Source organism: Paracrocinitomix mangrovi, assembly GCF_019740355.2.
Lineage (GTDB): Bacteria > Bacteroidota > Bacteroidia > Flavobacteriales_D > Crocinitomicaceae > Paracrocinitomix > Paracrocinitomix mangrovi.
Genome location: NZ_CP091819.1, coordinates 288,530 through 314,097, shown reverse-complemented (window position 1 = coordinate 314,097; position 25,568 = coordinate 288,530). Strand labels below are relative to the sequence as shown.

General features: G+C 34.5%; 26 protein-coding genes. 10 read left to right on the top strand and 16 right to left on the bottom strand.

What is annotated here, in order from left to right; genetic code table 11:
* Positions 1-5 precede the first annotated feature (5 nt).
* The 3 genes from K6119_RS01380 to K6119_RS01370 form a co-directional block, all read right to left on the bottom strand.
* A complete protein-coding gene (locus K6119_RS01380; protein WP_221834308.1) occupies positions 6-1,169 on the bottom strand; it encodes an efflux RND transporter periplasmic adaptor subunit in 1,164 nt (387 codons plus the stop codon).
* 115 nt (positions 1,170-1,284) lie between these two features.
* The gene (locus tag K6119_RS01375; RefSeq protein WP_221834309.1) at positions 1,285-1,425 is read right to left on the bottom strand and encodes a hypothetical protein; all 141 of its coding nucleotides are present in this window, start codon (positions 1,423-1,425) and stop codon (positions 1,285-1,287) included.
* A gap of 209 nt (positions 1,426-1,634) precedes the next feature.
* On the bottom strand, positions 1,635-3,257 hold the full coding sequence (locus tag K6119_RS01370) for an ABC-F family ATP-binding cassette domain-containing protein (RefSeq protein ID WP_221834311.1): 1,623 nt from the start codon (positions 3,255-3,257) through the stop codon (positions 1,635-1,637).
* A 176-nt stretch (positions 3,258-3,433) separates the two neighbouring features.
* On the opposite strand from K6119_RS01370, the gene K6119_RS01365 reads away from it, so the two are divergent.
* Together K6119_RS01365 and K6119_RS01360 are read left to right on the top strand one after the other, a co-directional pair.
* Entirely contained in the window at positions 3,434-3,826 is a 393-nt protein-coding gene (locus tag K6119_RS01365; protein ID WP_221834313.1) for a hypothetical protein, read from the top strand.
* Positions 3,827-3,894: 68 nt separating this feature from the next.
* Entirely contained in the window at positions 3,895-4,569 is a 675-nt protein-coding gene (locus tag K6119_RS01360; protein WP_221834315.1) for a YiiX/YebB-like N1pC/P60 family cysteine hydrolase, read from the top strand.
* Here K6119_RS01360 and K6119_RS01355 read toward each other — a convergent pair.
* Genes K6119_RS01355 through K6119_RS01340 form a run of 4 tightly spaced genes read right to left on the bottom strand, consistent with a single transcriptional unit; the run spans position 4,559 to position 9,230 of the window.
* Positions 4,559-5,467: a 1-aminocyclopropane-1-carboxylate deaminase/D-cysteine desulfhydrase gene (locus K6119_RS01355; RefSeq protein WP_221834317.1), complete on the bottom strand. Its 909-nt coding sequence runs from the start codon at positions 5,465-5,467 to the stop codon at positions 4,559-4,561. The genes K6119_RS01360 and K6119_RS01355 overlap by 11 nt on opposite strands.
* Complete coding sequence (locus K6119_RS01350) at positions 5,468-6,364, bottom strand: AAC(3) family N-acetyltransferase (protein ID WP_221834319.1); 897 nt, start codon at positions 6,362-6,364, stop codon at positions 5,468-5,470. It abuts the gene before it with no gap.
* A complete protein-coding gene (locus K6119_RS01345; RefSeq protein WP_221834321.1) occupies positions 6,364-7,131 on the bottom strand; it encodes an energy transducer TonB family protein in 768 nt (255 codons plus the stop codon). The genes K6119_RS01350 and K6119_RS01345 overlap by 1 nt, the downstream gene beginning before the upstream one ends.
* Positions 7,131-9,230 carry a WG repeat-containing protein gene (locus K6119_RS01340; RefSeq protein WP_221834327.1) on the bottom strand — a complete coding sequence of 700 codons (2,100 nt, stop codon included), beginning with the start codon at positions 9,228-9,230 and terminating at the stop codon, positions 7,131-7,133. Before K6119_RS01340 ends, K6119_RS01345 begins: the two co-directional genes overlap by 1 nt.
* 146 nt (positions 9,231-9,376) lie before the next feature.
* Here K6119_RS01340 and K6119_RS01335 point away from each other — a divergent pair, with 146 nt between their 5' ends.
* The 4 genes from K6119_RS01335 to trmD are packed head-to-tail and all read left to right on the top strand — an operon-like array spanning position 9,377 to position 13,185.
* The gene (locus K6119_RS01335; protein WP_221834328.1) at positions 9,377-10,258 is read left to right on the top strand and encodes a lysophospholipid acyltransferase family protein; all 882 of its coding nucleotides are present in this window, start codon (positions 9,377-9,379) and stop codon (positions 10,256-10,258) included.
* A gap of 19 nt (positions 10,259-10,277) precedes the next feature.
* A complete protein-coding gene (locus K6119_RS01330) occupies positions 10,278-11,552 on the top strand; it encodes a replication-associated recombination protein A (RefSeq protein ID WP_221834329.1) in 1,275 nt (424 codons plus the stop codon).
* The gene (gene menA / locus K6119_RS01325) at positions 11,545-12,495 is read left to right on the top strand and encodes a 1,4-dihydroxy-2-naphthoate octaprenyltransferase (protein WP_221834330.1); all 951 of its coding nucleotides are present in this window, start codon (positions 11,545-11,547) and stop codon (positions 12,493-12,495) included. The genes K6119_RS01330 and menA overlap by 8 nt, the downstream gene beginning before the upstream one ends.
* A 9-nt stretch (positions 12,496-12,504) precedes the next feature.
* A complete protein-coding gene (gene trmD, locus K6119_RS01320; RefSeq protein ID WP_221834332.1) occupies positions 12,505-13,185 on the top strand; it encodes a tRNA (guanosine(37)-N1)-methyltransferase TrmD in 681 nt (226 codons plus the stop codon).
* Here the strand turns inward: trmD and K6119_RS01315 are convergent.
* The 5 genes from K6119_RS01315 to K6119_RS01295 all read right to left on the bottom strand — a co-directional run bounded on the left by K6119_RS01315 (position 13,182) and on the right by K6119_RS01295 (position 15,480).
* The gene (locus K6119_RS01315) at positions 13,182-13,640 is read right to left on the bottom strand and encodes an energy transducer TonB (protein WP_221834334.1); all 459 of its coding nucleotides are present in this window, start codon (positions 13,638-13,640) and stop codon (positions 13,182-13,184) included. The two genes, trmD and K6119_RS01315, sit on opposite strands and share 4 nt — an antisense overlap.
* 65 nt (positions 13,641-13,705) lie before the next feature.
* Positions 13,706-14,158 carry an energy transducer TonB gene (locus K6119_RS01310; RefSeq protein ID WP_221834337.1) on the bottom strand — a complete coding sequence of 151 codons (453 nt, stop codon included), beginning with the start codon at positions 14,156-14,158 and terminating at the stop codon, positions 13,706-13,708.
* Positions 14,155-14,646: a TonB family protein gene (locus K6119_RS01305; protein WP_221834344.1), complete on the bottom strand. Its 492-nt coding sequence runs from the start codon at positions 14,644-14,646 to the stop codon at positions 14,155-14,157. Before K6119_RS01305 ends, K6119_RS01310 begins: the two co-directional genes overlap by 4 nt.
* Before the next feature lie 35 nt (positions 14,647-14,681).
* Positions 14,682-15,053 carry an energy transducer TonB gene (locus K6119_RS01300; RefSeq protein WP_221834345.1) on the bottom strand — a complete coding sequence of 124 codons (372 nt, stop codon included), beginning with the start codon at positions 15,051-15,053 and terminating at the stop codon, positions 14,682-14,684.
* A 16-nt stretch (positions 15,054-15,069) separates the two neighbouring features.
* A complete protein-coding gene (locus K6119_RS01295; RefSeq protein WP_221834346.1) occupies positions 15,070-15,480 on the bottom strand; it encodes an energy transducer TonB in 411 nt (136 codons plus the stop codon).
* 154 nt (positions 15,481-15,634) lie between these two features.
* On the opposite strand from K6119_RS01295, the gene K6119_RS01290 reads away from it, so the two are divergent.
* Positions 15,635-16,270, top strand: a complete 636-nt coding sequence (locus K6119_RS01290; protein WP_221834347.1) for a hypothetical protein — start codon at positions 15,635-15,637, stop codon at positions 16,268-16,270.
* 3 nt (positions 16,271-16,273) lie between these two features.
* Here K6119_RS01290 and K6119_RS01285 read toward each other — a convergent pair whose 3' ends face one another.
* Entirely contained in the window at positions 16,274-19,291 is a 3,018-nt protein-coding gene (locus K6119_RS01285) for a caspase family protein (RefSeq protein WP_221834348.1), read from the bottom strand.
* Positions 19,292-19,418: 127 nt separating this feature from the next.
* Here K6119_RS01285 and K6119_RS01280 point away from each other — a divergent pair, with 127 nt between their 5' ends.
* Positions 19,419-19,823 carry a DUF1987 domain-containing protein gene (locus K6119_RS01280; RefSeq protein ID WP_221834349.1) on the top strand — a complete coding sequence of 135 codons (405 nt, stop codon included), beginning with the start codon at positions 19,419-19,421 and terminating at the stop codon, positions 19,821-19,823.
* Here the strand turns inward: K6119_RS01280 and K6119_RS01275 are convergent.
* Positions 19,811-20,185 carry a hypothetical protein gene (locus K6119_RS01275; RefSeq protein ID WP_221834350.1) on the bottom strand — a complete coding sequence of 125 codons (375 nt, stop codon included), beginning with the start codon at positions 20,183-20,185 and terminating at the stop codon, positions 19,811-19,813. The genes K6119_RS01280 and K6119_RS01275 overlap by 13 nt on opposite strands.
* Complete coding sequence (locus K6119_RS01270; RefSeq protein WP_221834352.1) at positions 20,186-20,476, bottom strand: hypothetical protein; 291 nt, start codon at positions 20,474-20,476, stop codon at positions 20,186-20,188.
* 126 nt (positions 20,477-20,602) lie between these two features.
* On the opposite strand from K6119_RS01270, the gene K6119_RS01265 reads away from it, so the two are divergent.
* Entirely contained in the window at positions 20,603-24,076 is a 3,474-nt protein-coding gene (locus K6119_RS01265; RefSeq protein ID WP_221834354.1) for a S8 family serine peptidase, read from the top strand.
* 57 nt (positions 24,077-24,133) lie between these two features.
* On the opposite strand, the gene K6119_RS01260 is transcribed toward K6119_RS01265, so the two are convergent.
* Complete coding sequence (locus K6119_RS01260) at positions 24,134-24,325, bottom strand: cold-shock protein (RefSeq protein WP_221834356.1); 192 nt, start codon at positions 24,323-24,325, stop codon at positions 24,134-24,136.
* 373 nt (positions 24,326-24,698) lie between these two features.
* Here K6119_RS01260 and K6119_RS01255 point away from each other — a divergent pair, with 373 nt between their 5' ends.
* Entirely contained in the window at positions 24,699-25,535 is an 837-nt protein-coding gene (locus tag K6119_RS01255) for an alpha/beta fold hydrolase (protein WP_221834358.1), read from the top strand.
* Positions 25,536-25,568: the final 33 nt, after the last annotated feature.

The following is a 25,568-nucleotide window of genomic DNA, read 5'->3' as shown; positions in this document are numbered from 1 at the left end:
TTTACTTAGTTCCCATTGAATAAGCCTTCATTTTCATCTTCTGAAAGCTGAATTCTACAATAGGTTATTACAGAATCTTGTTCAGTAACCTCACCTTCAATTGCTGATCTGATACCATTTGTATAAGCTACAGATACTGGAATCTCTGAAAACATTTTATTTTTTAATACCCAAATTGATTCTACCGAGTCTGATTCAACTGCTGTCATTTTGTAGCCCTGTTTCTTTAAGATTTTCCAATCTAAATTATTAGGATCAAAAGAAAGTGCCGCATTCGGAATTGTTTTAGAAACAGGATGTTCATCCGTTTTGATCAACAATGTTGCAGTCATTCCCGGTAATAATTTTTGATCGGGATTATCAATTAAAATAATCGTCTTGTACGTTACCACTCCCTGCACTACAATTGGTTGAATTTGAACTTCTTCAACAACACCCATGAATTCTTCTTCAGGATAGGCATCAACAGTAAATTTAACCTCCTGCCCTCTTTTTACTTTTCCTACATCTGCTTCATCTACACTTGCTTCAATTTTCATTTTAGTTAAATCATTCACAATTGAAAATAGCGTTGGGGATGTAAATGTTGCTGCTACTGTTTGGCCTACATTAACATTGACAGATATTACTACTCCGTCAATTGGCGAAACAATTTCAGCATATCCGAGATTTAATTTGATTTTTTGTTGTTGAACTTTGGCAAGATCCAATGCAATTACTGCACTTTCATAAGCATCTTTGGCTTTATTTAAGGCAACTTCATATGACGCTCCCTGCTCAAATAACTTTTTTTCCAGCTCATAAGTTCGCTTGGTTTGTTCTACCGCCAATTTTGAACGCTCATAGTTTGACTGACTTTCTTTGAGAGATATAACCATACTACGAGTATCCATTTTTGCCAGTAATTGACCTTTCTTCACTTCATCATTTACATCTACATAAATCTCTGAAATTTGACCTGAAACTTGTGTACCTACATCAACTGACTTTTCAGGAAGAATGGTTCCAGTTGCTGACACTTCATAGTACAAAGCTTCATTTTGAATGGTTTCCAATTTAAAATTTATGATAGGATCGGGTTTACGAATAAATTGGAAATAGATTAGTACCAATGCTAAGAGCGCAACAATTGACCAAACTATTGATTTTACTATCCTTTTTCTTTTCACTAGTTCAAAAGTTTTAGGGTATAAATATCATATATGTATAGATGAACATACCTGACATTAATCAATAATATTAATGATTAAATTCTACTAAATAAAACTTTAAAAGGAAAATGAATTAACGTTTAGGACAACCACCGCAGTGCTTACCTTTACGCTTATATTTTTTACAGCATTTTTTCTTTTTGCCGCAAGCATTTACCAAATCTACTTCAGAAAGAAAAGGATCAAAGTGGATGATATTTGATAAATCATTCATGAATACAAAGATGTTATTTAGAATGATTCTATGCAATACCACAAAAAGGGTATTTGCAAGTAAAAAACATTAAGTTGCTGAATATCAAAGCACAAAAAGTGCAGCAATTATAAAAATTATAATAATCAACAGGTATTGCCAAATATCTACAAAGTACTTACCGTACTTTTTATAGTATTCTTTTAGCTTTTTGATAAAATCAAATTTGATTAAGCGTACATCTCTTCTACTTGTTCCTGAATTTTTTCATCAGCCAAGTAGTCGTCATATGACATTAACTTATCAAGATTTCCTTTAGGTGTGAATTCAATGATTCTGCTAGCAACTGTTTGAACAAACTCATGGTCATGAGATGAAAACAACACTGTACCTGGGAAATTTATCAATGCGTTATTAAAAGCAGTAATAGATTCCAAATCAAGGTGATTAGTAGGTTCGTCCAAAATCAAAAGATTTCCTCTACCAAACATCATTTTGGAAATCATGCATCTTACTTTTTCTCCTCCAGAAAGTACTGTAGCACTTTTGGTAGCCTCTTCACCAGAAAACAACATTTTACCTAAGAATCCTCTTAAATACACTTCTTCTTTCTCTTCATCCGTTGTAGCGTATTGTCTCAACCAATTGATTAAGTCAACATTCTCCTTAAAATAATCTGAGTTTTCAGATGGTAGATAAGTATGTTTAATAGTAGTTCCGTAATGATAACTTCCGGCATCCGGTTCAAGATTACCTGTAATAATTTCAAAAAAGGCTGAAATTGAATTACTGTTCTTAGAGATGAATGCAATCTTGTCTCCTTTTGCAACATTGATATTTAAATCCTCAAATAAAACTTCACCATCTTGAGATTTGGCTAATCCCTCAACGTGTAAAATTTGATCTCCAGCTTCTCTTTCTTGTTCAAAAATAATTCCTGGATACTTTCTACTTGAAGGCTTTATATCCTCCAATTGCAATCTTTCTAATAATTTTCTTCTTGAAGTTGCTTGTTTAGATTTAGCAGCATTGGCAGAGAATCTAGAAATGAACTCTTGAAGCTCTTTTCTTTTATCCTCCATCTTCTTGTTTTTATCAGCCATTTGTCTGGATGCCAATTGAGAAGACTTATACCAGAAAGTATAGTTACCGGTAAACAAGTTGATTTTACTATAATCTATATCACAAATATGCGTACATACTGTATCTAAAAAGTGACGGTCGTGAGATACTACGATCACCGTGTTTTTAAAATCCAACAAAAAGTCTTCTAACCAGGTAATGGTTTTAATATCCAAATCATTGGTTGGCTCATCCAGTACTAGAATATCTGGATTACCAAATAAAGCTTGTGCTAATAATACACGTACTTTTAACTCGGCAGGAACTTCAGACATTTGCATATAATGCAAATCTTCTTTAATACCTAAACTACTTAATAATGTTGCAGCATCAGTCTCTGCATTCCATCCATCCATTTCAGCAAACTGCGCTTCTAATTCAGCAGTTCTCATTCCGTCTTCATCAGAAAAATCAGGTTTTGCATAAAGAGCGTCTTTCTCTTCTATGATCTTCCACAATTCATTGTGTCCCATCATCACCGTATTTAAAACTGTATAATCATCATACTCATAATGATTTTGTTTTAACACGGCCATTCTTTTTCCAGGCTCAATAGATACACTTCCTTTATTAGGATCTTGTTCTCCTGTTAATATTTTTAAAAACGTAGACTTACCTGCACCATTGGCTCCAATCACCCCGTAACAGTTACCATCTACAAATTTTAAATTAACGTCCTCAAATAATACTCGTTTTCCGAATTGTAAAGTAAGATTGCTTACCTGAATCATAGCTTAAATATTCTGCTTAAAATTAGTCAACTGCAAATGCAGTCATATCAGTTGAAAGCGCAAAGTTACGATCTTCAAAATCAAAAAAACATCTTTTATTTGAAAAAAATTTTGATTTATAGAAAATGAGTATATATTTGCACGGTAATTAATATTTAAGTAAGTAAAACCAAGTTATGAAATTAAGAACTTTATTAGTAGGAGCAGTTGCTGGTTTAGTAATGACTGCTTGCGGTGGTGGAGGATCAGCTGAAGATGCTACAAGATCATTCGCTAAAGCTATGGCTGACGGAGATTGCGAAAAAGCATTAGGTATGGCAATCGACGACGCAAAATCAAACGTTGAAGGATCAATGGACTCAGGATGTGAGCCTTACGATTCTGAAATTAAAAAAGTTGAGTGCCAAGAAGATGGTGAAACAGCTACTTGTACTTGTGAAGAAACAAGAGGTGTTATGGGAGATATGACTTTCAACTACGACTTGAAAAAAGTTGAAGGAGAGTGGAAAGTATCTAAATACGCTAAAGATATGAACATGGATCTTGGTGGAGGTGACTCTGCTGAGTAATTCAGGTTACAATTATTTTAAAAAAACCCGTTACTTTTGTAGCGGGTTTTTTTATTGCCAAAACAAAAATGAAAAAGTACTTATTCCTATTTACACTTTTATTAGCGTCACTTTACTCATGCAGTGATGCACCTGTGGCAGACAACACTAAAAAGTATGTGCATGTTCCACCTTCTTTGCCTGCAGATGTTTATGATAATCTGCAATCTGGAGATTGTATCCTAAGAAAAGGAAATGGTCCACTATCCTATCATTTAATGAATACAACCAAGGAAGAGTATTCTCATTGTGGTGTGGTGGTACAAGACGGAAAAGATTGGAAGGTTATCCACACATTAGGAGCTTCTGCTAATGAAGGATCAGTAGATGGAGTTCAAATTTGCTCTATTGATGAATTTGTACAGTATGCTGCCGACTCAATGCTCTATATCTGTAGACCAGTATTTATGGACTCTGCCGGAACAAAAGTATCAGAAAGAGCCTGGCATTATTTAGATGAATCAGTTCCTTTTGATCATCACTTTAGCATGTATTCTACTGATGAGTTTTATTGTTCTGAATTGCTTTACTACATTTTTAAGGATGTTACTGAAGAACGTGTTTTTGACATCAAGAAGAAACACAAATCATATATGTTGATGTTTTCTACATTCTTTCATAAAGAAAAATTTGAACCTGTGTTTCACCTTAAACCAAATGAAGATGATTGGTACGGTGAATTTGATTATTCAATCAAAGAATAGGCAGTTTTCCTTGTAAACCACCTGTATGAAGTGCAATAATAGTTGATCCTTTGGGAAAATAATCTTTCTCAATAAGATCAAATAATGCATAAAACATTTTTCCTGTATACACCTGTTCCAGAGGAATATTGAATTGAGTTTGAAATTGCTTAATAAAGTCAATTAAATCCTCATTGTATTTTGCGTAACCGTTAAAGTGATATTCAGTTTGCAAATCAAATCTGCTCAAAACATCTTGTTGCATTTCTTTATCAAAACCGAAATAAAAAAGTAATTGGTAGATATTGTCAATTATAAAGTCACCACCTTTTAAAGCTGAAACTCCTATTACCTTAGGGGTTCCCAACAATAATCCTGTAGCAGTTGTTCCAGTACCACAAGCAGTAATGAGATAATCTGCAGATGTACCCAAATCACTTTTTATTTCTTTTGTGATTTCTTCACAACCCAGCACACCGTAAAAATTAGCCCCTCCTTCTGGTACAATCCAAACATGACCATGTCTTCTTCGCAATTCTTCATGGTAATATTTTTCTTCGCGTAAATCATATTCCTCTCTTCTTGTAAAAACCAATTCCATCCCGTCATTGCTTGCCTGTTGTAAGGTTAGATTTGATAAGGATGACAATTCATCTCCCCTAATAATACCTATGGTTGAAATTCCAAGCTCCTTACCTGCTCTGGCTGTTGCAGCAATATGATTAGAATAAGCTCCACCAAAGGTCAATATCTTTTCAAAACCTTCTGATTTGAATTTCTCCACATTGAATTTCAACTTTCGCCATTTGTTGCCAGAAATGATTGGATCAATCAAATCATCTCTTTTAACATAAACCTTCAAGGATTTTACCTCAAACAATGGTGATTTTATTTCTTGTAATGGAGATGGAAGTTTCATTTAGCTTCCTTTTGGAGTGTACATTGTAACACCATTCTTTTTATACTGTTCTTTCATTACAGTAAAAAATCCGGCTGCATCAACTATTAATGTAGGTGCCTGACCTATTTTAACTTTTTTCATCACTCCGGCCTCTTCAAACATGGGAATGAGTTCATCACATTTTCTTTTTTTAGACCATTCAGGATCATGAACCTTAGTTTTGATTAAATGCTCTTCACCTTTTTCATCTATTACTTTAAAATCAAAGATTTCCTGATAGTAAATAGGAAACTTAAAATCAACGGCATCCTCTAAGGTATGTAGATTGGTTCCTGCATTGTCTAATGTGACACCAACATATAGAATTTTTCCGTTTTCAGCAGATACTCTGTAAAAAGGACTGTTCTCATTATAAGGTGTTATTTGACCAAAATGATCTTCAGTAAAGTATTTAGCTCTTGGTCCAAAGGCACTTACGGGTTCTGTAGGATGAATACTTCTCACAGCACCAGGTAATGTTCTGAAGTATTCAGTAATTTTCCCTGTTTTTGAAGGAGAATTCTTTACGTCAAAAAAAGGAGTATTTCTTATATAATTTAATTGATAAACTGCATTGGGAGATGTTGGCATCAGGATATTACCATTTTCACCCACCACTTGTAACAAGGCATCAACGAATGTTTTAGGTCCATCTTCCAAATAACCAATTTTGCTTAAACTAGAATGCACCAAAACAGTGTCCCCTGTTTGAATGCCTATAGATTTTAGATCATCTACTAAATCTTGAGTAGTTATAGCTTTAGCATCAGATTTCTGCTTCATCAACTGCGCATTTCTTCTCTTCTTTTTGCGCCTTCTGTTCCAATCTAAAATAAAGCCGGGAGTTGACTTTCTGATGAAATCTTTCAAAGCCATTACTTACTTACAAATTTATAAGTGATAGTACCTGATTGAGATCCGGGAGCCTTATTGCTAAAATTAAATCTAGACTTTTTAGCATATGTAAGTGCTTTATCAATCATACATTCAGTTGCTCCGTTTGAACGAGAAGTATTTACAGATGCACTTTTAACATTTCCGGCTTGATCAACTTTAACATCAATAACTACAGTTCCTGAACTATTGCAAGTATAACCAGGACGCGGCAAAGAATGCGCCTTTCTATTATCTAAACTGTACGACACCATTACTTCACCTGCCACAGCATTTGCTCCGTCAGAGTCCATGTTTCTGTTGTTGATGTTATTGGAGTTATTTTTTTTATCCAATTGGGAATCTTTATCAGATGCAGATGAACTATTATCTCCTGAATTGTCATGTGTTGAAGCCCATTCATCAAAATACTGTTGCTCTAAAGCTTTAGCTTCGTTTTCAACTTGTTCATCCAATTCCTGAGATGAGAAATTTTCAAAAGATTTGTCTCTTTTGTCATTTTGATCAGCTGAAATATTAGTTACTTCTTCAGCTATTCCCTCTTTTTTCTCAACTTCTAAAATCTTCATTATTTCAGGATCCATTTCAATATCTTCCAATGGAATATAAATCTCGGTTGTTTCCTGATAGATTTTATAAGGTTGTTTTAGTGTGGTAAAATTGGCGTAAAAGAAAAAGAGGATATGAATCCCAATCGTACCAAAAATGGCGAATTTGTACTTCTCTATGTAATCCAGAAACTGGTCCATCAATCTTCTTTTCTTATAAACTTTTGAGTACTATAATTATAATAATAAAGCTCGTTGTTCTCTTCTACTTTTACAATTTTCTCGTCAATTGGTTCTATTTTAACATAATTATAAGGCAACAAAGTATCCCCTTTACTGCTTATAAGTCCGTATTTCCCAAGACTTTTAGCTACAAAAACTGTATCGTTTAATTGAACTAATTCTTCTTGAAGTGGATCAATATCAAATTCACCTTTTTTATTAATTACACCATAAAAAGGTGATTGCTGGACTACTGCTGATTTTCCTTTAAAACTATATGCATAAGTAAATTCAAATGGAATTATTTTTTGTCCTTTTGGATTAACATAGCCCCATTTCCCAGATTTCTTTACAGCTATTCTGTCGCTATAATAACCAACATCCTCCCAATCTGTTTTAAATAACTTAGTTCCAAGCGTATCAATTAGGTTAAACCCTTTGTCAGAAGACACTTTTGCGTATCCATTATTAAACATGGCAAAAGTTCTATACTCTGTATAAGTATCAACCCATTGGGATAATAAAATCTTACCTTCTTTGTCTACATAATTAAATTGATCTTCTAATTCAATAATAGACACACCGTTTAGATATTTGCCAATGTAATCGTATTCAAAATCAAGCAGCACTTTTCCCTTATTATCTATTATTCCCCAGAAATCTTCAAGCAAAGCTGCAAATCTCCCTTCTGATAAATAATATAAATCCTCATATTTAAATGGCACATGAGTAGTCCCGTATTCATCAATGATTCCGTAATAATCATTGTTACTAACAACAGCTAAACCATCTTCAAAGTCATATGCTTCTGTATACTGCGGTTTCAATCTGGCAAATCCCTTATCGTCAAAATAGCCATACAAATCTTCTTCTAAGTAATAACAAAGGCCATCATTTAGATTTCCTAAATCCTCATATTTAGGTTCAATAACAAACACTCCATTTCTATCCACCATTCCCCATTTACCATCTATTTCAACCAAACCGTGTCCTTCATGAAATGGAAGCGCATCATCAAATTTTGCTTCAATAATCAAATTCCCAAGTTTATTGATATAGCCGTACTTTCCTTTTCTTTCAACAACTGCCAATCCTTCTTGAAACCATTCTGCTGTCCCATAAACAGGTTGAATTACTAAATAACCACTCCAATCACAATACCCCCAACTGCCTGATGACATAATTGGATACAATACTTTATCTGCCATATTGTATTCTAAAATCAGCTCTTTTTGAAAAGGGTAATCAGGATATTGGTTTTTAAATTCCATGATGCTTTCAGATGAATAATCATCCTCCAACTTAGCATTGTAAAGACGTTTCCAGGCTTCTTTTACATTTCTATTGTTTGGAAAATCCACAATAAAAGTTCTATAGCTCTCAGCTGTTCCTGTTTTTGTTGATATCTGATAGATTTTATCTTCTGCTTCACCTCTATAAGGACTGTTAGGATGTTCTTTGACAAAATTCACATAATCAATAAAACTGTTTTTGTGTGTTTTTTCAATGTACAATGTCTTGTCAAGCATTTCTTGAGCATCCGTTTTTAAACTAGATTCAGGATAAGCGGCTATGAAAAACTCAAAATCTTCTGATTTTCCTGAATTAATAGCTTTTTGATAGGCTAGCTCATCTCTTAAAAGAGTAGCTGAATCCAAATAAACACTCCATTTATTTTTATCAATAAAATCTTGAAAGCCGTAAATTGAATTGACAGATACGGCCCTTTCAAAGTATAATTTAGAAACCAAATCTCTCTGGTTAATGATTGTCAAGCTATCTACACCGAACTTTTTATACTTGTCTTTCTGATTTTCTTTTAGTTCAGGAAACTTAGTATATGCCAGGTAGATTTTACTGTAGGCTGAATCAAGATTTGAAAATGGATTATCATTTCTTGCATAAATAATGCTCAATCCATAAGCAGCCGGCACCGGATTTTTTTTCAATGATTTTTCAAACAAACGCTTTGCTTCAAAATAATTGTAAATCTCAAGAGCTTCAAATGCTTTATTCAATTTTCCGCTTAAAGCGATAAAACTGACAAACAAAAACAATATTAGCAGGATCTTCCTCATATTTTTTTCCTTCTACAAAATTAATGTTTTCAGTTGTTTAGCCACTGTTCTTTTATTAGTTGCTATTTATTTATAATAATTCGTGTAATTATTGTGTGTCAATTAACCTATACTTGTAAATTTGCACGCTTACACTTTTGAGGCGAATGGTTAAAATTGCTGATCGTATATTATTTTATCTTATTCTTAAACCACTGTCGTACCTACCTTTAGGGATACTTTACTTCTATTCAAGTATAGTTGGTTTTTTGACATATTACGTTGTACGTTATAGACGTGCTGTGGTTCGCAATAATCTAACCAAAGCCTTTCCTGACAAATCTATTTCTGAAATTAAGAAGATAGAAAAAGATTTTTACAAGCGTTTTGTTGACTTTATTTTTGAAAGTATCAAAGCTGTAAGCATCAGTAATAAAGCATTATTGAAAAGAACGCACATTAAAAATCCTGAATACATTGATCAATTATATAAACAAGGGAAAAATATAATTGTTACATGTGGACATATCAACAACTGGGAATTTTATGCATTAAGTTTGCCTCAACAGGTTCCTTATAAAACTTTCTCTGTTTACCAGCCATTAAAAAATAGATTCTACGACAGAATTATTTATAAGTCAAGAACAAGAAATGGTATGCAATTAATTGAGACAAAACAATTGATTCCATTTTTCAAAGAAGAAGTTGACGAAAAGAGAATGGTGGTTATTGTAAATGACCAATCTCCATCAAATAAAGAATTAGCTCATTGGAACACTTTCTTAAACCAGGAAACAGGCTGGAGTACCGGACCTGAAAAATTGGCAAAGAAATTCAACTATGCAGTAGTATTTGGATATGCTAAAAGGGTTAAGAGAGGTTATTATGAAGTTGAATTCTCTGAAGTTTGCATAGAACCTCAAGAAGTTGAGGATGGTGTTATCATTGACCGTTATACAAAACAACTAGAAGCGCTGATTCACAAAACACCTGCTAGTTGGCTTTGGTCACATAAACGTTGGAAACACCAACGTCCATCTTCTAAATAATCTGTAAATTGAGGCTATCATGAGTGCAATTCCTTTAGCCGAACGAATGAGACCAACTACTCTTGAAGAGTACATTGGACAATCACATATTTTAGGAGAAGGTACAGGTTTAAGAAAAACCATTAGCTCAGGAAATATTCCTTCCATGATTTTTTGGGGTCCTCCAGGAGTTGGAAAAACTACCCTTGCACAAATTATCGCCAATACAGTTGATAGACCTTTTTATTCATTGTCTGCCATTAACTCTGGTGTAAAAGATATTCGAGAGATTATTGACAAGGTTAACTCACAAGGTTTATTTGGAGGGAGCAATGCCATTTTATTCATTGATGAAATTCACAGATTCAGCAAGTCTCAACAAGATTCTTTGTTAGGAGCTGTTGAAAAAGGAATTATCACATTGATTGGTGCTACTACAGAAAATCCATCTTTTGAAGTAATATCTGCCCTTTTATCAAGATGTCAGGTGTATACTTTAAAATCACATTCAGTTGAAGAATTGACTGAACTCTTAAATCGTGCAATTGAAAAAGATGCCGAACTAAAAAAATACAAGGTACAACTGAAGGAGACTTCAGCTTTGTTTAAAATATCGGGTGGTGATGCACGAAAAATGCTGAATGGTCTAGAAATGGTCATCTCACAAATTGGAGGAGCTGAAGTAGAAATTACAGATAAAGCAGTTACTTCAGTATTGCAACAAAACATTGCTAGATATGACAAAGATGGTGAGCAGCACTATGATATCATCTCTGCATTTATTAAATCTATCAGAGGTTCAGATCCTAATGCAGCATTATATTGGCTAGCCCGTATGGTTGAAGGTGGTGAAGATCCAAAATTCATTGCAAGAAGATTAATAATATCTGCATCTGAAGATATTGGATTAGCAAATCCAAACGCTTTGATGATGGCGAATGCAGCTTTTGATGCCATTAATAAAATAGGTTGGCCTGAAGGTAGAATAGTTTTGGCTCAAGCCACAGTTTACCTTGCCAGTTCGCCCAAAGGAAATGGTTCATACATGGCTATAAAAAAGGCGCAAGCTGTTGTACAACAAACGGGAAATTTACCGGTACCACTTCACTTGAGAAATGCTCCTACAAAACTGATGAAAGATCTGGGATATGGAGAAGATTACAAATATTCTCATGATGGAGCAAACAATTTTGTTAATCAGGAATTTATGCCGGATGAAATTGTAGGTACCAATTTTTTTGATGCCGGGTCATCTAAAAAAGAGCAAGAAATTGCACAAACGATAAAAAACCTTTGGGGAGATAAATATGAGTAAAACTAAAGCTTGGATATCAGCCATGCGACTCAGAACCTTGCCTTTGAGTTTTAGTGTGATTATTGTGGGAAATGGACTTGCTTATTCATTGTATGGAAAAATGCTAAGTTCCATGTTTGGAACAAAATCCGGTTCGTTTAGATGGGACATTTTTGGATTGACATTGCTCACCACTCTCCTACTTCAAATCTTATCCAACTTTGCTAATGACTATGGCGATAGTAAAAAAGGAGCAGATAATGAAGGAAGAATTGGTCCTGAGCGTGCTGTACAGAGTGGAATAATTTCTTCCAGTCAAATGCTTAAAGCGGTAATTATCACAGCTCTGTTATCGCTAATTTCAGGAATTGCATTGCTTTATGTAGCCTTTGGTTCTTTTGAGCAAATATTTATTGAATTTTTAATCTTAGGTGTTCTGGCAATTTTGGGTGCAATTGGTTACACCGTTGGCAAAAAAGCATATGGTTATCTAGGATTAGGTGACTTTTTTGTTTTCTTATTCTTTGGTTTATTAGGTGTATTTGGCAGTTTTTATTTACATCATCAAATCCTTTACTATCCAGCCATTTTATTTGGTGTAATGATGGGAGCTATAAGTACTGCGGTTCTCAATCTTAACAATATGCGAGATCGTGAAAACGATTCATTAGTTGGTAAAAAAACATTGGCCGTTAGATTGGGATTTGGCGTTAGCAAAGTTTATCATTACATCTTATTTGGTATTTTTTGGGTACCAATAGTTATCATGTTGAGTGATGATTTAAAAGGAAACTGGCTTGTTTTATTGATGTTTACACCTGTGCTAGCCATTCATGTTTTACACTTGAGAAAAGTAGCAAAGATTCAACTTCCTGCTGAATTTGATCCTGAATTAAAGAAAGTAGCATTATCTGCTTTTTTATTTTCTCTCATATTCTTTATGACAGTTTATTTTGGTCTTTAACTTTGTTTGATGCGAATTGACATTTTAACCATATTACCTAAACTACTGGAAGGTCCTTTTAACGACTCTATTATGAAAAGAGCTCAAGAGAAAGGATTAGCAGAAATTCACCTACACAACATTCGCGATTACTCAACACACAGACAAAAAAGTGTAGACGACTACCAGTACGGTGGCGGAGCAGGTATGGTAATGACAATTCAACCAATTGCCGATTGCATTGAAAAACTCCAGTCAGAAAGAAAATATGATGAAATCATCTACATGACTCCGGACGGTGAAGTCTTAGATCAGGGGATTTGTAATCAAATGTCATCCTTGAAAAACATCATCATCATCAGTGGACATTACAAAGGAGTTGATCAACGCATCAGGGATATATTTGTCTCTAAAGAAATCTCAATAGGATCATACGTTCTTTCGGGAGGAGAATTAGCTGCAGCTGTATTAACAGACGCCATAGTAAGATTAATCCCAGGAGTATTGAATGATGAAACCTCTGCCCTAACCGATTCATTTCAAGACAATTTACTGGCTCCTCCGGTTTATACCAGACCAGAAGACTATAAAGGATATAAAGTTCCTGAAATTCTTTTGTCCGGCAACTTACCTAAGATTGAAGAATGGAGACATGAACAGAGTTTAAAGAGAACTCAAGAAAAAAGACCTGATCTATTGCAAGGAGATTAATAATCAATCACATGAGGATTGCTCTCCGGTTTTTCGTTACCTCTCAATTTTTTCTTCGCTTTTCTTTGGTCACCCGGATTTAATTTGAAGTGTATTGGTAAAGTATATCTTACGCTCACTTTTTTTCCACTTTGTGTACCCGGAGTCCATTTAGGCATCTTTTTCACCACTTGAGCGGCAGCTTTATCCAAATTTTCAGAAACACCTCTTAGAATCTTAACATCTTTAATCTGACCATCTTTCTGTACAACAAATTGAACATAAACAATTCCCTGCTCTCCTTCAGCTTGAGCCTTTAAAGGATATTCAATGTTTTGATTGATGAAATTTTTCATGGCATCTTCCCCACCCGGAAATTGAGGATCTACTTCTGCAAAATCGACAATAAAATCTTCAGTTTGGGCAATGCTATAAAATGATGACAAAGCCAATAACAGGCTAATAACTAGTTTCATGGGTGCAAAATTTGAGCAGTAAAACTAATCAAAGAATTTAAATTTTAGTTAATCGTTGCGTGTTTTTACGCTTTGGGAATAAAATGAACAGGTAATGTGTATTTGAATTTTACATTTTTACATCCCTTGGAACCGGGAATCCATAAAGGCATACTTGCAACTACATCAATTGCTACCCTATCCAACTCATTACTAATTCCTTTCACTATTTCGGGTGCCGTCACTTTACCTTCTTCATCAATAATAAATTGTACATAAACAATTCCTTTTGCTTCAGAAGGAATATTGTCATAATTAATATGGTTTTGAATGTATGATGCAAGAGCATCTGTTCCTCCAGGAAATTCAGGATCTATCAAACAAAGACAAATTTGATCTAGTCCGTTTTCAGGTTCATTAATTTTCAATGAATCTAAATCTTCCAATTCAATATCAATAAACATGGAATCTATTTCTTCAAGCTGGGCAAACAGTTGATTTGAAGCAAATATCAATATGGAAATCATTAATAATCTCATCCCAGTCTAAAGGTAATAGGTAATGTAAATCTTACCCTATAACACTCCTTGTTATCACATGAAGGGATCCAATTTGGCATTTTACTAATTACATCCTCTGCTGCTTTATCAATAAATTCATCTACTCCCATTAAGGTATTCACATTGGTGATTGCACCATCTCTTTCTACAATAAATTGAATGTAAACAATCCCTTGATGTCCCATATTAATTGAGGTATCAGGATACACCAGATTATTTTGAATGAAATCAAATAGAGCTCTTTCTCCACCAGGAAATTCGGGATCTGCCGCTCCTCCAAGTTCAACTATTTGTTCTTCTTCAATCAATTCATCTTGAATCTCCAAAGGATCATCCTCTGAATTAATTAACTTTTTCAAAGAATCTACATTGAGCTCTTTACCATAATAAATGGTATCTGTCTGCACATTGTTCTGTGCAAAACAGCTAAAGCTGAGCAAAACTAAAAGTGGAAACAGGTTTTTCACACTTAAATCATATCAAAAACCGTGCTAATCAAGAATTAAAGTTTGAAATCTACAGGAAGTCTCATTAAAGTCCGAACATTTTGGCCGTCTTTTTTACCCGGAGTCCAGGCGGGCATTTCTTCAATTAATCTTTTGGCTTCAGCATCCAATTCGGCATTCACTCCACTTATCAAAGTTAAATCAGAAATGCTTCCATCTGCATTAACAACAAATGTATAATGCACCATTCCTTCCACATTGCTGGCTTTCGCCGTTTCAGGATACTGCAAGTTTTGATCAAAATACTTGAGCATAGCTTCCTGACCACCTACAAATTCAGGATATACATCTACAACATTGTGTACTTCATTTTGAGCAAAACTCAATGAACCAATGAATAATAAAAGGATTGTAATAATTTTCTTCATTTTAAATATCTCATTATTATGATAGTGCAAAGGTAATAGGAACCGTGTATCTTGTTCTTACAGTTCTTCCTCTCATTGATCCAGGTTTCCACTCTGGCATTAATTTAATGACCCTTATTGCTTCTTGATCAAGTAATTCATGGGCTCCACGTCTAATTTTAATCTCTGTCAACTGTCCATCTTTTTCAACAATAAACTGCACGTAAACTTTTCCTTGAATTCTCTTTTCTTTTGCCAGTGGAGGATATTTGATATTGTCAATAATAAATCTTTCCATGGCATCTGATCCACCTGGAAATTCAGGCATTTGTTCTGGCATATCATACACCATTTCAGATTTTGAAGTATCCGGTGGAAAATCGTTGGCCAAGGTAGTTTGAGTAAAGGCTATGACCACAATAAATGTAAATAAAACTTGCTTAAGCATATGGTTACGGATTTACACTAATTTACGCGATTTTGATGATTAATCATAATGGAGTTTTAAAAAGTTTGAAAATTTAGGAGAATATTAACAATTGAGTTAGCCTGGCTAAAACATATTATTTGCTAGCGAAACATAAAGGTGTTAAATTTGTAAAGTGAAATGGTATTTGGCAATATTGATCATGTTGATTTTGGCTTCATGTAAAAAGGATCCAATTCAATATACATTTGAAGGAAACGTTAATTATATTCCAGACCAGCAAGCTCTTTCAGGTGTAGCAGTTGAAGTTTCACAAAAACTGTTTAACAACAGTGTCTCAAGCAGTAATTTTTCATTTGCAGGTTCATCAACAACTGATGCTTCTGGAAACTACAGTATATCATTTGCTCGTGATAAAGCCACTGAGTTTAAAGTGATTTTCAAAAAAGACGGCTATTATAAAGAGGAAATACTTTTATACTCAACCAATGTAACTGCAGATCATCCCAACGTAGTGGATACAGGAATGGATGCTCAATCATGGGTTCAATTCCATGTACAAAATGCAGTTCCTTCAAGCCAAACAGATGAGATAAAATTGGTTTTTTATACATACAGAACAGGTTGCGAGAATTGCATTGAACAGGATTACAATATCATCAACGGGATTGTAGATTCTACCATTACTTATTCAAATACAGCCGATCAGTATTTAAAATTCACGGTGTTCAATGTTACAGGTGGTCAAACATTTACAGACTCAGTTTACATGACTCCTTTTGATACTGTTAACTACGAAATAATCTACTAGTTATTACCAGATTCTCCAATCTTGATCAAGCACCTCTGCCCTATTAGTAGGCTGTTGTTTACCATTTGTTAAACGGAATACTTCATCTCGGATGTAATTGTTCATTTCACTTAACATGATTACACCATCCTGGTCCAGATCAGCTTTCATGTTTTGAATTCCATTTAAAAATGAATAAGTGAATACTCCATTATTCCAATCACCACCTTCCATGGCGTACTCCATTCCACCTGCCGAAGAAATGATCACTGTTCCTGAAGATTTTCTTACATCATTGAACAACTCTTTCATTAACTCAAAGCTATTACTTAAGCCAACTTGCTGTAATGTAGTTGAAGTAACTGCTCTAAATGTCACATCTCCTTCTTCAGTTTGGTTTTGACCTTCGCTTTCAATTAACGCAACTTCTTCTTTATCAATTTCACCTGAGTGACATGCATCAATCATGATCAACTTTTTTCTGGCTGGGATGTCATCCAAAATATCTTCAAATGCTTCATAAGGAATTCCTCTTGTTCCGGGATCTTTAAAATCAATATCATGAGAAGCTAAAAAGTAATTCAGTTCAACATCAAGAATTCCATGCCCAGCAAAAAACAAACATACCACATCATCTACATTTGTATTCATTAGCTCATCTTTAATGGCTTGCAAAGATTCTAAGGTTACTCCCTCATTTGTCATTTTCTTTGAAATCACCTGATTAAAGACATCCTTGGTTGAAGAATACAATTGTTGAATATCAGACGCGTCTTTGGCTGCGTAGTTCAGATTAAAATCAGCCTGTTCATATTCTGAAACCCCCAATGTATAAAGGTAAAGATTAGGTTTTGTAGACTGCTCAGGTTCGTAATCAATCACTGCATTAGAAGGAATTGACTCTACCCCTTTTTCATTTAACACACTCACTTCAATAACGTTTTTCCCTTCAGATAAAACGATATCTAACTCGTTGTTATACTTTGACAGTTTTTTATTTCTCAAACTCACTCCATCTTTACCATGAATTGGAACCTCATTGACACGTACAATTAACCTGTCCAAATTAAACTGCTCATCATTTGCTGCAATATTTAGTTTAATTGTTCCGGTTTTAGTTGTCACAGGAATACTCTCTTTGTTTACAATTTCTGCAGAAGGCATATGGAAAGATCCATCTAACATTTCTTCAGTAAACCCTAGCCTTTTCAATCTTTTTTGATAAGCATAGTAGAAAGGTTTTACTAATCCCTGGTTACTAGCCTCCATGTCTTTTATAATAATATCAGGACGGTTATACTTTAAATCGAATTGACCGAAAGGATAAATCTGTAAACCTTTCACAAAGTGGATCATCTTCTTTGCTCCTTTCGTAGCATAGTAATATTGATTTGGAGTTACAATGGCAAAATCTTTTGGACCTGTATTGATTAAACTCACCATTTCATGTCCCTTTTCAAGATTCCAAATTCTTCTTGTACCATCTAAAGCTGAAGAAATAAGACGAGTTCCGTCATCTGAAAACCTATTGATATCTACAATTGCGTTATGTGCTGAAAGTGTATGTACCTTTTCACCTGTTTTGAAATTGTAAACAAGAATGTCAAATTTGTGAGATGTTGACAAGACAACGTATTGCTCATCTTTACTCAAATTGAATCCTGAGATATTAATACCGGGAATAGTTGTTTTAAATACAACTTCTTCTGTTTCAATATTCCAGATATATACGTCATTCAAATAATTACCTTCCTCATCCTGACCTATCCCATTTGTCCCCATAAGGTATTTGTGGTTGTCAGATACTTGATATGCTGCTGAACCAATTGCATTTTCCATGTCCGGAAACAATTTAGTTTCACCGGTTGTAAGGTTTAATTTTCTGTTGTAAGATCCTATTGAATCAATAATTACAATGTTTGGATCAGCAGTAAACAAAACCTTAGTTGTATTCTTTATTACCCTGTCAACCTTATTATTATCAATATCACAAATACTAAGTTGGTACGTCACAGGAGCGTCAACAGAGGCTTTATTAATTTCAATAAAACTGTATCTTTTCCCATCAGGTGAGACATCATATAAGTATCCGGTAAGATTAGTACGCACTCTTTTACTTACTCTTTTTTTCTTTGTTAGGTCAACAATGAAAAATGTTCTTTCCTCCTTTTCAATATCAAAAGTTTCCGCTACAACAAGGCTACTATTGTGAATAGGCATAAAATTTACCATTCCTTCAATTGGAATATCTACCATATCCGGAAAATCCCAAATACGAATATTATTTACGCCAGAAGTTACGGGCGTTTTTGTACCCGGTAAAAACATTATTGATTTCCCAGAATAGGGCACTTTCACCAAGCTACTTACTATCCTACCACTTTCTAAATCAACAATATCCTCTTCTAAAAAAACGTATCTTGAATCATTGCTGAAAGAGAACATGGCATAATAAACGGTGTCCAAAGGATCAGACATTTTATTTCCACTTTTCACATAGATTTCAAATGCGTTAGGCATCACATTTGAATTACCTAATGGATTTTTTATGACTTTATAGATCAATTCACTTTTCCCATCCGGAGAAGGAAACTTCAAATTCTCTTTACTTCCACTGTATAGATGAAGTGAAGAACTTGTTCTAATAGGTTGAATGTATTTATAAGTAGAATAGTCAAATGGAGGTCCTTTAACAAGGGTTGATTTTCCGGTAGCACAATCCATCTCAAATACATCATTTGAAACAGCCAATCCAACTATCAACTTTTTACTGTCTTCTGAAAACCAAATAGTATCTGTAACTTGAGTTAAACCATTTGTATAGTTAGCTTTTCTGAGCATTCTACCGGTTTTAACATCCCAAAATGTAATTGTATTATACAAGGCTTGCGCTACAATTTTATTATCCGGACTAAACGCCTGGGCTTGTGATAAATTTATTCCTGTTGCAATAACAACATTAACCTCTTCATCTTGTGATTTGGCATTAATGCTCAACAACATTGAATACATCAATAATAAAAAGTGAAAGTAATTTCTCATCTAACCGTTTTAGAAATTCGTTACAATAATCGTGCTATCAGTCGAAAAATAAGCACATTAAAATTACAAAAATGTGGCTATATTAAATACATTTTGTAAATTGAATTGAACCTCAAAATCACGTTTCATGGAGAATTTAGTAATAAAAGGCTCCGATAAAACTCCCCATTTCAATATGCAACCCAATGGGAACATTAGCTTTGGTGGGGTTTCAATGCCTGAAGATGCGGCAGATTTTTATTTTAGAATTATTGATTGGATATCTGACTACTACCGGAATCCAAGCACTAAAACAGACATAACCGTATCTTTTAAATATCTTAACTCGAGTAGTTCAAGCATGATTTTTAAAATTTTTCATTGTTTGAATAATTTGCACATAACTGGAAAAACAAGAGTAAAGTGTTATTGGTATTATGAGAAGTCGGACGAAATGATGAAGAATTATATTGAAAGAGTTATGACATATGCTGAGGATATTGACTTTAAAGTTTATCCTACGGACAATATTTTAGATGCTCAAGCTTCTTGAGTTACTCTTTTAATAGTTGATTTACGCCAAACAATGAATATCGTTGTTCCGGTTATGTAGCAAACCACATCCCATAAATCTGCAGTATAAACACCTGATTTTGTGGGAAGGTACCATTCAAAATACATGGACCAATAAAGCACAACTACTGCGATTGATAAAATTGACAGTTCCAACTCTTTTGTTCGCTTCACTAATCTTGTAAAGGCTGTTATAAGTGTCAAAATTATTGGCATACACAGAAGATCACTCAAGTAATTACTGATAAAGTTTGGAGTTGAATAACCCAGGTAAAAAATTAATTGCACTGCCAAATAAACCATGGCAATAAGAATAAAATATGGATGTAAAATAGTTTTCATTTATGCATTTGAAAGTGCTGCCATCCATGCCATAAAGGCGCCGAATAATCCTGCAACTAAAGCCATTCCATAAACAATTCGATAAGCCACCCTAACTATCCAATATTTTGAGTTTTTCGCCTTTTCGCTAAGAACGTCAAGTTTACTTGGAACCTGTTGAGCTTCTTTTTCTTTTTTAATTCTCTCCTTTTCTTTATCAATTGCTAGAGGAGAAAGAGGTGCATCACATTTTTTACAATAATCTTCATCATTGTTCCACGTTCCACACTTGGTACACTTACGTTCAATCATAATCCCGAACTTTCAGTTGACGGATCGAATTTACACTTTTTATCAATTGAGTTAAATATTATGACGGTCTATTCTATGGCTATGAAATGCGATCAATATTAACTATATTTGAACATACCTTGTCTCATGAAAATTTACTACAAATTGAAGTCGCTATTTCTACTATTCGCCGTTCTAATTACGTCCACTGTTACAGCACAGAAGGATGATCAGTTGAAACTAAAATCCGGGAACGTAATTCTTGATAAATCTTCTTCGCTCACCTATAATATGAACGAATTAAGCGGAGACAGATATTTTAGAATTATTCAATTCAACGAAACTCCAACTCAAAAAATTCAAAATGAATTAGCAGAAAAGGGAATTGAATTAATGGCCTATTTACCAGAACACGCGTTTTATGCAGCTATTGATAAAAATGTTGCGGCAGATATCTTGAATAATTACAATGTTTATGCGGTAAGTGAGGTATTACCTCAATTCAAACTGACACCGGAATTAGCAGACAAAAAATATCCGGATTGGTCCCTTGTTGGAACAGATCATATTGAACTAACAGCTATTTCTTATCCAGGAGTAGATTCTAGTGTTATCAAAAACAAATTAACCACTATTGAAGCCCAAACTGTACTAATTAAGGGAAACAATATTGTTAAACTTATCATACCAATTAATAAGATAGATGAGTTATATGAAATTCCTGAGTTCTTTTATTTTGAACCAAAGGATGCTCCTGAACTTCCAGAAGGTTATGATGATGTAAGTAATCACAGGTCAAATGTTTTACAAAATCCATTAAAAATCACAAGTGGATTAAGTGGTGCGGGAGTAACAATTATGCTGCAAGATGATGGTATTATTGGACCTCACATAGATTATCAAGGTAGAATTGATCACACTGCAACTTCTAATAATGGGGATCACGGAGATCATGTTGCTGGTATTATTATGGGTGCTGGAAACTTGAATCCAGACGCTATTGGAAATGCACCCGGTTCAGCATTACTCGTTTATTCATCAGGGAATTCTAATTATGATTTTGTTCCAACCCTTTATGAAGATGAAGGGGTTGTAATTACATCCAAAAGTTATGGAAATGGTCTCAATAATGGATATACAAGTTTGGCAAGCGAATTAGATCAGCAATGCAGAGATTATGAAGCTCTCATTCATGTTTTTTCTGCAGGTAATTCAGGAACGGATGACGGAGGTTATGGTGCCGGAGCAGGCTGGGGAAATATTACCGGAGGTCACAAACAAGGTAAAAATGTAATTGCGGTTGGAAATCTTTCAAATACAGATGATCTGGCAAACGGAAGTAGCCGGGGACCAGCAACAGATGGAAGGATTAAACCAGACATTTGTGCAGTTGGAACTAGCGTATTTTCAACAATTGATGTGAATACATATGATATAAAATCAGGAACTTCAATGGCTTGCCCCGGAGTTTCAGGTACTTTGGCTTTATTATATGAAGCATACAGAAACCAAAATAATGGAGATAATCCAGATGCGGCATTGATGAAAGGCGCCATATTAAACACTGCAGAGGATCTTGGAAATCCAGGACCTGATTTTAAATATGGCTGGGGAAGAATAAATGCCAAGCGTGCACATGACTTATTGATGAATAATCAATACAGCTTTGATTACATTTCAATGGGCGAGAATATACCAGTTTCACTTGATGTTCCATCAGGAGTTAAACAAGTGAGAATAATGCTTTATTGGAAAGATGTTGCAGGTACACCTAGTGCAAATCCGGCATTGGTGAATGATTTAGATTTAAAAGTGATTACTAATGAGGGAACCGAAGTATTTCCATGGGTTTTAAATCCTACTCCAAATGCAACTTTATTGAATCAAAATGCTCAGCAAGGTGTAGACGATTTAAACAACATGGAGCAAGTTACTATTGATAATCCTTCAAGTGGTAATTATACCGTAAGTGTGAATGGTACAGACATTCCAAGTGGGCCACAAAAATTTTATGTTTTGTATGAATACATTTTTGATGATGTAGTACTTACCTACCCAATTGGTGGAGAAACTTTTGTTCCTGGTCAATCAGAATTAATTCGTTGGGATGCAATTGCAGATACCGGATCCTATGTAATTGAATATTCAACAGATGGTGGTCAAAATTGGACTCAAATAGCAGGTTCAGTTCCCGGAGACTGGAGAAGTTACCCTTGGAATCCTTCGGTTGCCGGAATTACCGGAGATGCTAGAATAAGAATTACTTATGGAGCTTCAACAGATATGAGCGCAGCAGATTTTTCAATAATTGGTCAACCTCAAAACTTAAATGTGGAATGGGCCTGTCCTAATGCTTTCAATTTTAGTTGGGATCCTGTGCCTGGTGCAATTGGTTATGAAGTATTTTTATTGGGTGATGAATACATGGATTCTGCCGGCTACGTAACTACCAATAATGCCACAGTTTATGCAAGTTCAACTCAAACGCAATGGTATTCTGTAAGGGCATACGGACCAAATGGAGCCATAGGTAAAAGAGCTGTTGCCGAACAAAAATCACCTGGCACTTTCGGGTGTACCATGAATCCTCCTTCTGCTTTCTTTACAGCTTTATGTGCAAGTGTTGGTTCAGGCTCATGTATGAGGTTTGAAGATTTATCTACAAACGCAGGTCAAGGAGCAGCATGGGAATGGTTTTTCCCTGGAGGTTCCCCTTCATACTCAACTGATGAAAAACCTTTAATATGTTATGATGGAGAAGGTACATATGATGTAACCTTGGTTGTTAAAAATGGTGTTGGTGTGGATACAGTTTCTTCCTTAGGATATGTTGTCATTGCTGATGGTGTAGACTCTCCAATTAATGAAGATTTTGAAGAAGGCGTTTTAAAAAACAATTGGACAGTTAGCAATGACGGAAATGGTATCAATTGGGAGATTGACAATGCAGTGAGCATGAATAATTATGGCACACATTCTATTAAGTTTAATAATCAATTGACAGATACTACTGCTGTATTCAGTGAATTTCAAACAAGTCAGACTGACCTTTCAGAGGATGTGATTTATGCGTTAAGCTTTGATATTGCTTATGCAGGTGGAGGAACCAATGCGGACAGTTTACGTGTTTATGCAACAAACAATTGTGGAGATAGCAGAACATTACTTTATAAAGCCGGAGGTGATGAACTAGCCACTGTTCCATTTGATATCAATTTTAAACCTGAATATGGAGATTGGAAAAGGATAGTAAACTCTTTAGAAGAAATGTATGGGAACACTTCTGTTAGTTTCATTTTTGAAAGCGAATCATACCAGGGAAATACGATTTATGTCGACAATATTAACGTACAGGTTTCAGAAGAGAACTTTTCACAGTATGAACTAACTGTTTTCCCTAATCCATTTGGAGATTCTTTTAATATAAGTGGATTAGAAGAAGGGGAAGATGTTGAGATTAGAATTATCGCAATGAATGGTGACATTGTGATGGAAAAAACTTTCAATGCCTGGGAAGGACTTATTACTGTTTACACGCAAGGACTAGCAAATGGTGTTTATTTCTTGAGAGTTTTAAGCCCATCTAAAACCCATAAAGAAAAAATTATTAAAGTGAATTAGAAATAAAAATGCCCGACTTCAAAAGCCGGGCATTAAACATTATTCGCAATCTTATAATTATATCACTTTCACGTTTACTGCGTTGAGTCCTTTTTTCCCATCAACAAGTTCAAATTGAACTTCGTCTCCTTCTTCAATAGAGTCAACTAATCCAGAAATGTGAACAAAATGTTCTTTCTTAGTGTCATTGTCGATAATAAATCCAAATCCTTTTGATTCATTAAAGAACTTTACTTTTCCTTTATTCATTGTAATAATTAATAATAATGCGCTGAAGGTACGTAAAAATAATTTACAATTCCAACAAAAAAAAGGGGGCAATGACTTGCCCCCTAACCCTTAACCTGTAATCGTCATAATTGATCCGTTTACAACCATATTAACGAGAGATACAAATAAAGGTTTCAAAAAGTTTTAAAAACAGTTTAAACTAATTGATAAAAATCCTATAAAGTGTTAAAAGCCACCTGTCTGTAATAGTTGAATTTATTGGATTTTGTACATTTGTGGTGAACTGAATTATTTATTTAAGCTAAAGATGAATTTTTTTTTGAAATCCATGTTTTTACTTTCACTGTCAGCTTTATTTTCTTGTAATCTAGCCGAATGGAATCACAAGAGGATGAATAAAAAATTTTCTAGAAAAGGTTTAACAGAAAACTTTTTTGAAAACGATCAACACAAAATTCATTTTTACGAGGGTGGTGAAGGTCCCACATTTTTAATTATTCATGGATTTGGGGCGGATGCTCAGATTACCTGGAGTCAATCATTATATGATTTAATGGATGACCATCACGTAATAGCTCCTGATCTTTTATGGTTTGGTAAAAGTAGTAGCAAAGCTAAAGCAGAATTAGATTCTCAAGTGGATGCCCTTTTTGATTTACTTGAATCAAGAAAAGTAGACAAGTGTAAAATCATGGGGATTTCGTACGGTGGATTTGTTTCATTAGGTATGATCTATAAGAAACCCGACATGTTTGAGAAAGTTGTCATTGTTGATAGCCCGGGAGTTACCTATAATGTCAATTTATTAGATACTCTTTGTAATCAACAAGGTGTTGCTGAAGTAACTGATATTTTTGTACCCACAAATGGAGACGAAGTAAATAGATTGCTAAACCTAGGATCTTATAAGGACAGAAAGCTTCCAAAAAAAGTAAAGATGGACACTTACTTGTTTTACTTTGATCAACACCATGAAGAACTTAAATCCTTATTGACAAGTTTACCTAAGGAACAAGCCAAATTCAGAGAAAATACTGAAATAAACTTTCCTCCAAGTATGGTTATCTGGGGAGATACAGATGAAGTTTTTCCTTTAAGTGAAGGTCAAAAACTGGCTGAGTTTATGGGCGCTAAATTCGTAACTGTTCCTAAAGCAGGACATGCAGTAAACCTTGATAATTTTAAAGGATTCCAAAAAGAGCTTCGCGTATTTTTATCTGAAAAATAATCCATCCTTGTTCTTATTAATCGCTTATTTTAG

Excerpts from the sequence above, each read along its gene's own strand:
- K6119_RS01370 (WP_221834311.1), bottom strand. The coding sequence starts at position 3,257 with ATGATTCAGGTAAGCAATCTTACTTTACAATTCGGAAAACGAGTATTA.
- K6119_RS01315 (WP_221834334.1), bottom strand. The coding sequence starts at position 13,640 with ATGAAACTAGTTATTAGCCTGTTATTGGCTTTGTCATCATTTTATAGC.
- K6119_RS01265 (WP_221834354.1), top strand. The coding sequence starts at position 20,603 with ATGAAAATTTACTACAAATTGAAGTCGCTATTTCTACTATTCGCCGTT.
- K6119_RS01375 (WP_221834309.1), bottom strand. The coding sequence starts at position 1,425 with ATGAATGATTTATCAAATATCATCCACTTTGATCCTTTTCTTTCTGAA.
- K6119_RS01345 (WP_221834321.1), bottom strand. The coding sequence starts at position 7,131 with ATGGACCAGTTTCTGGATTACATAGAGAAGTACAAATTCGCCATTTTT.
- K6119_RS01350 (WP_221834319.1), bottom strand. The coding sequence starts at position 6,364 with ATGGCTTTGAAAGATTTCATCAGAAAGTCAACTCCCGGCTTTATTTTA.
- K6119_RS01340 (WP_221834327.1), bottom strand. The coding sequence starts at position 9,230 with ATGAGGAAGATCCTGCTAATATTGTTTTTGTTTGTCAGTTTTATCGCT.
- K6119_RS01255 (WP_221834358.1), top strand. The coding sequence starts at position 24,699 with ATGAATAAAAAATTTTCTAGAAAAGGTTTAACAGAAAACTTTTTTGAA.
- K6119_RS01310 (WP_221834337.1), bottom strand. The coding sequence starts at position 14,158 with ATGAGATTATTAATGATTTCCATATTGATATTTGCTTCAAATCAACTG.
- K6119_RS01275 (WP_221834350.1), bottom strand. The coding sequence starts at position 20,185 with ATGAAAACTATTTTACATCCATATTTTATTCTTATTGCCATGGTTTAT.
- K6119_RS01285 (WP_221834348.1), bottom strand. The coding sequence starts at position 19,291 with ATGAGAAATTACTTTCACTTTTTATTATTGATGTATTCAATGTTGTTG.
- K6119_RS01270 (WP_221834352.1), bottom strand. The coding sequence starts at position 20,476 with ATGATTGAACGTAAGTGTACCAAGTGTGGAACGTGGAACAATGATGAA.
- K6119_RS01260 (WP_221834356.1), bottom strand. The coding sequence starts at position 24,325 with ATGAATAAAGGAAAAGTAAAGTTCTTTAATGAATCAAAAGGATTTGGA.
- menA (WP_221834330.1), top strand. The coding sequence starts at position 11,545 with ATGAGTAAAACTAAAGCTTGGATATCAGCCATGCGACTCAGAACCTTG.
- K6119_RS01330 (WP_221834329.1), top strand. The coding sequence starts at position 10,278 with ATGAGTGCAATTCCTTTAGCCGAACGAATGAGACCAACTACTCTTGAA.
- trmD (WP_221834332.1), top strand. The coding sequence starts at position 12,505 with ATGCGAATTGACATTTTAACCATATTACCTAAACTACTGGAAGGTCCT.
- K6119_RS01280 (WP_221834349.1), top strand. The coding sequence starts at position 19,419 with ATGGAGAATTTAGTAATAAAAGGCTCCGATAAAACTCCCCATTTCAAT.
- K6119_RS01355 (WP_221834317.1), bottom strand. The coding sequence starts at position 5,467 with ATGAAACTTCCATCTCCATTACAAGAAATAAAATCACCATTGTTTGAG.
- K6119_RS01360 (WP_221834315.1), top strand. The coding sequence starts at position 3,895 with ATGAAAAAGTACTTATTCCTATTTACACTTTTATTAGCGTCACTTTAC.
- K6119_RS01365 (WP_221834313.1), top strand. The coding sequence starts at position 3,434 with ATGAAATTAAGAACTTTATTAGTAGGAGCAGTTGCTGGTTTAGTAATG.
- K6119_RS01335 (WP_221834328.1), top strand. The coding sequence starts at position 9,377 with ATGGTTAAAATTGCTGATCGTATATTATTTTATCTTATTCTTAAACCA.
- K6119_RS01300 (WP_221834345.1), bottom strand. The coding sequence starts at position 15,053 with ATGAAGAAAATTATTACAATCCTTTTATTATTCATTGGTTCATTGAGT.
- K6119_RS01295 (WP_221834346.1), bottom strand. The coding sequence starts at position 15,480 with ATGCTTAAGCAAGTTTTATTTACATTTATTGTGGTCATAGCCTTTACT.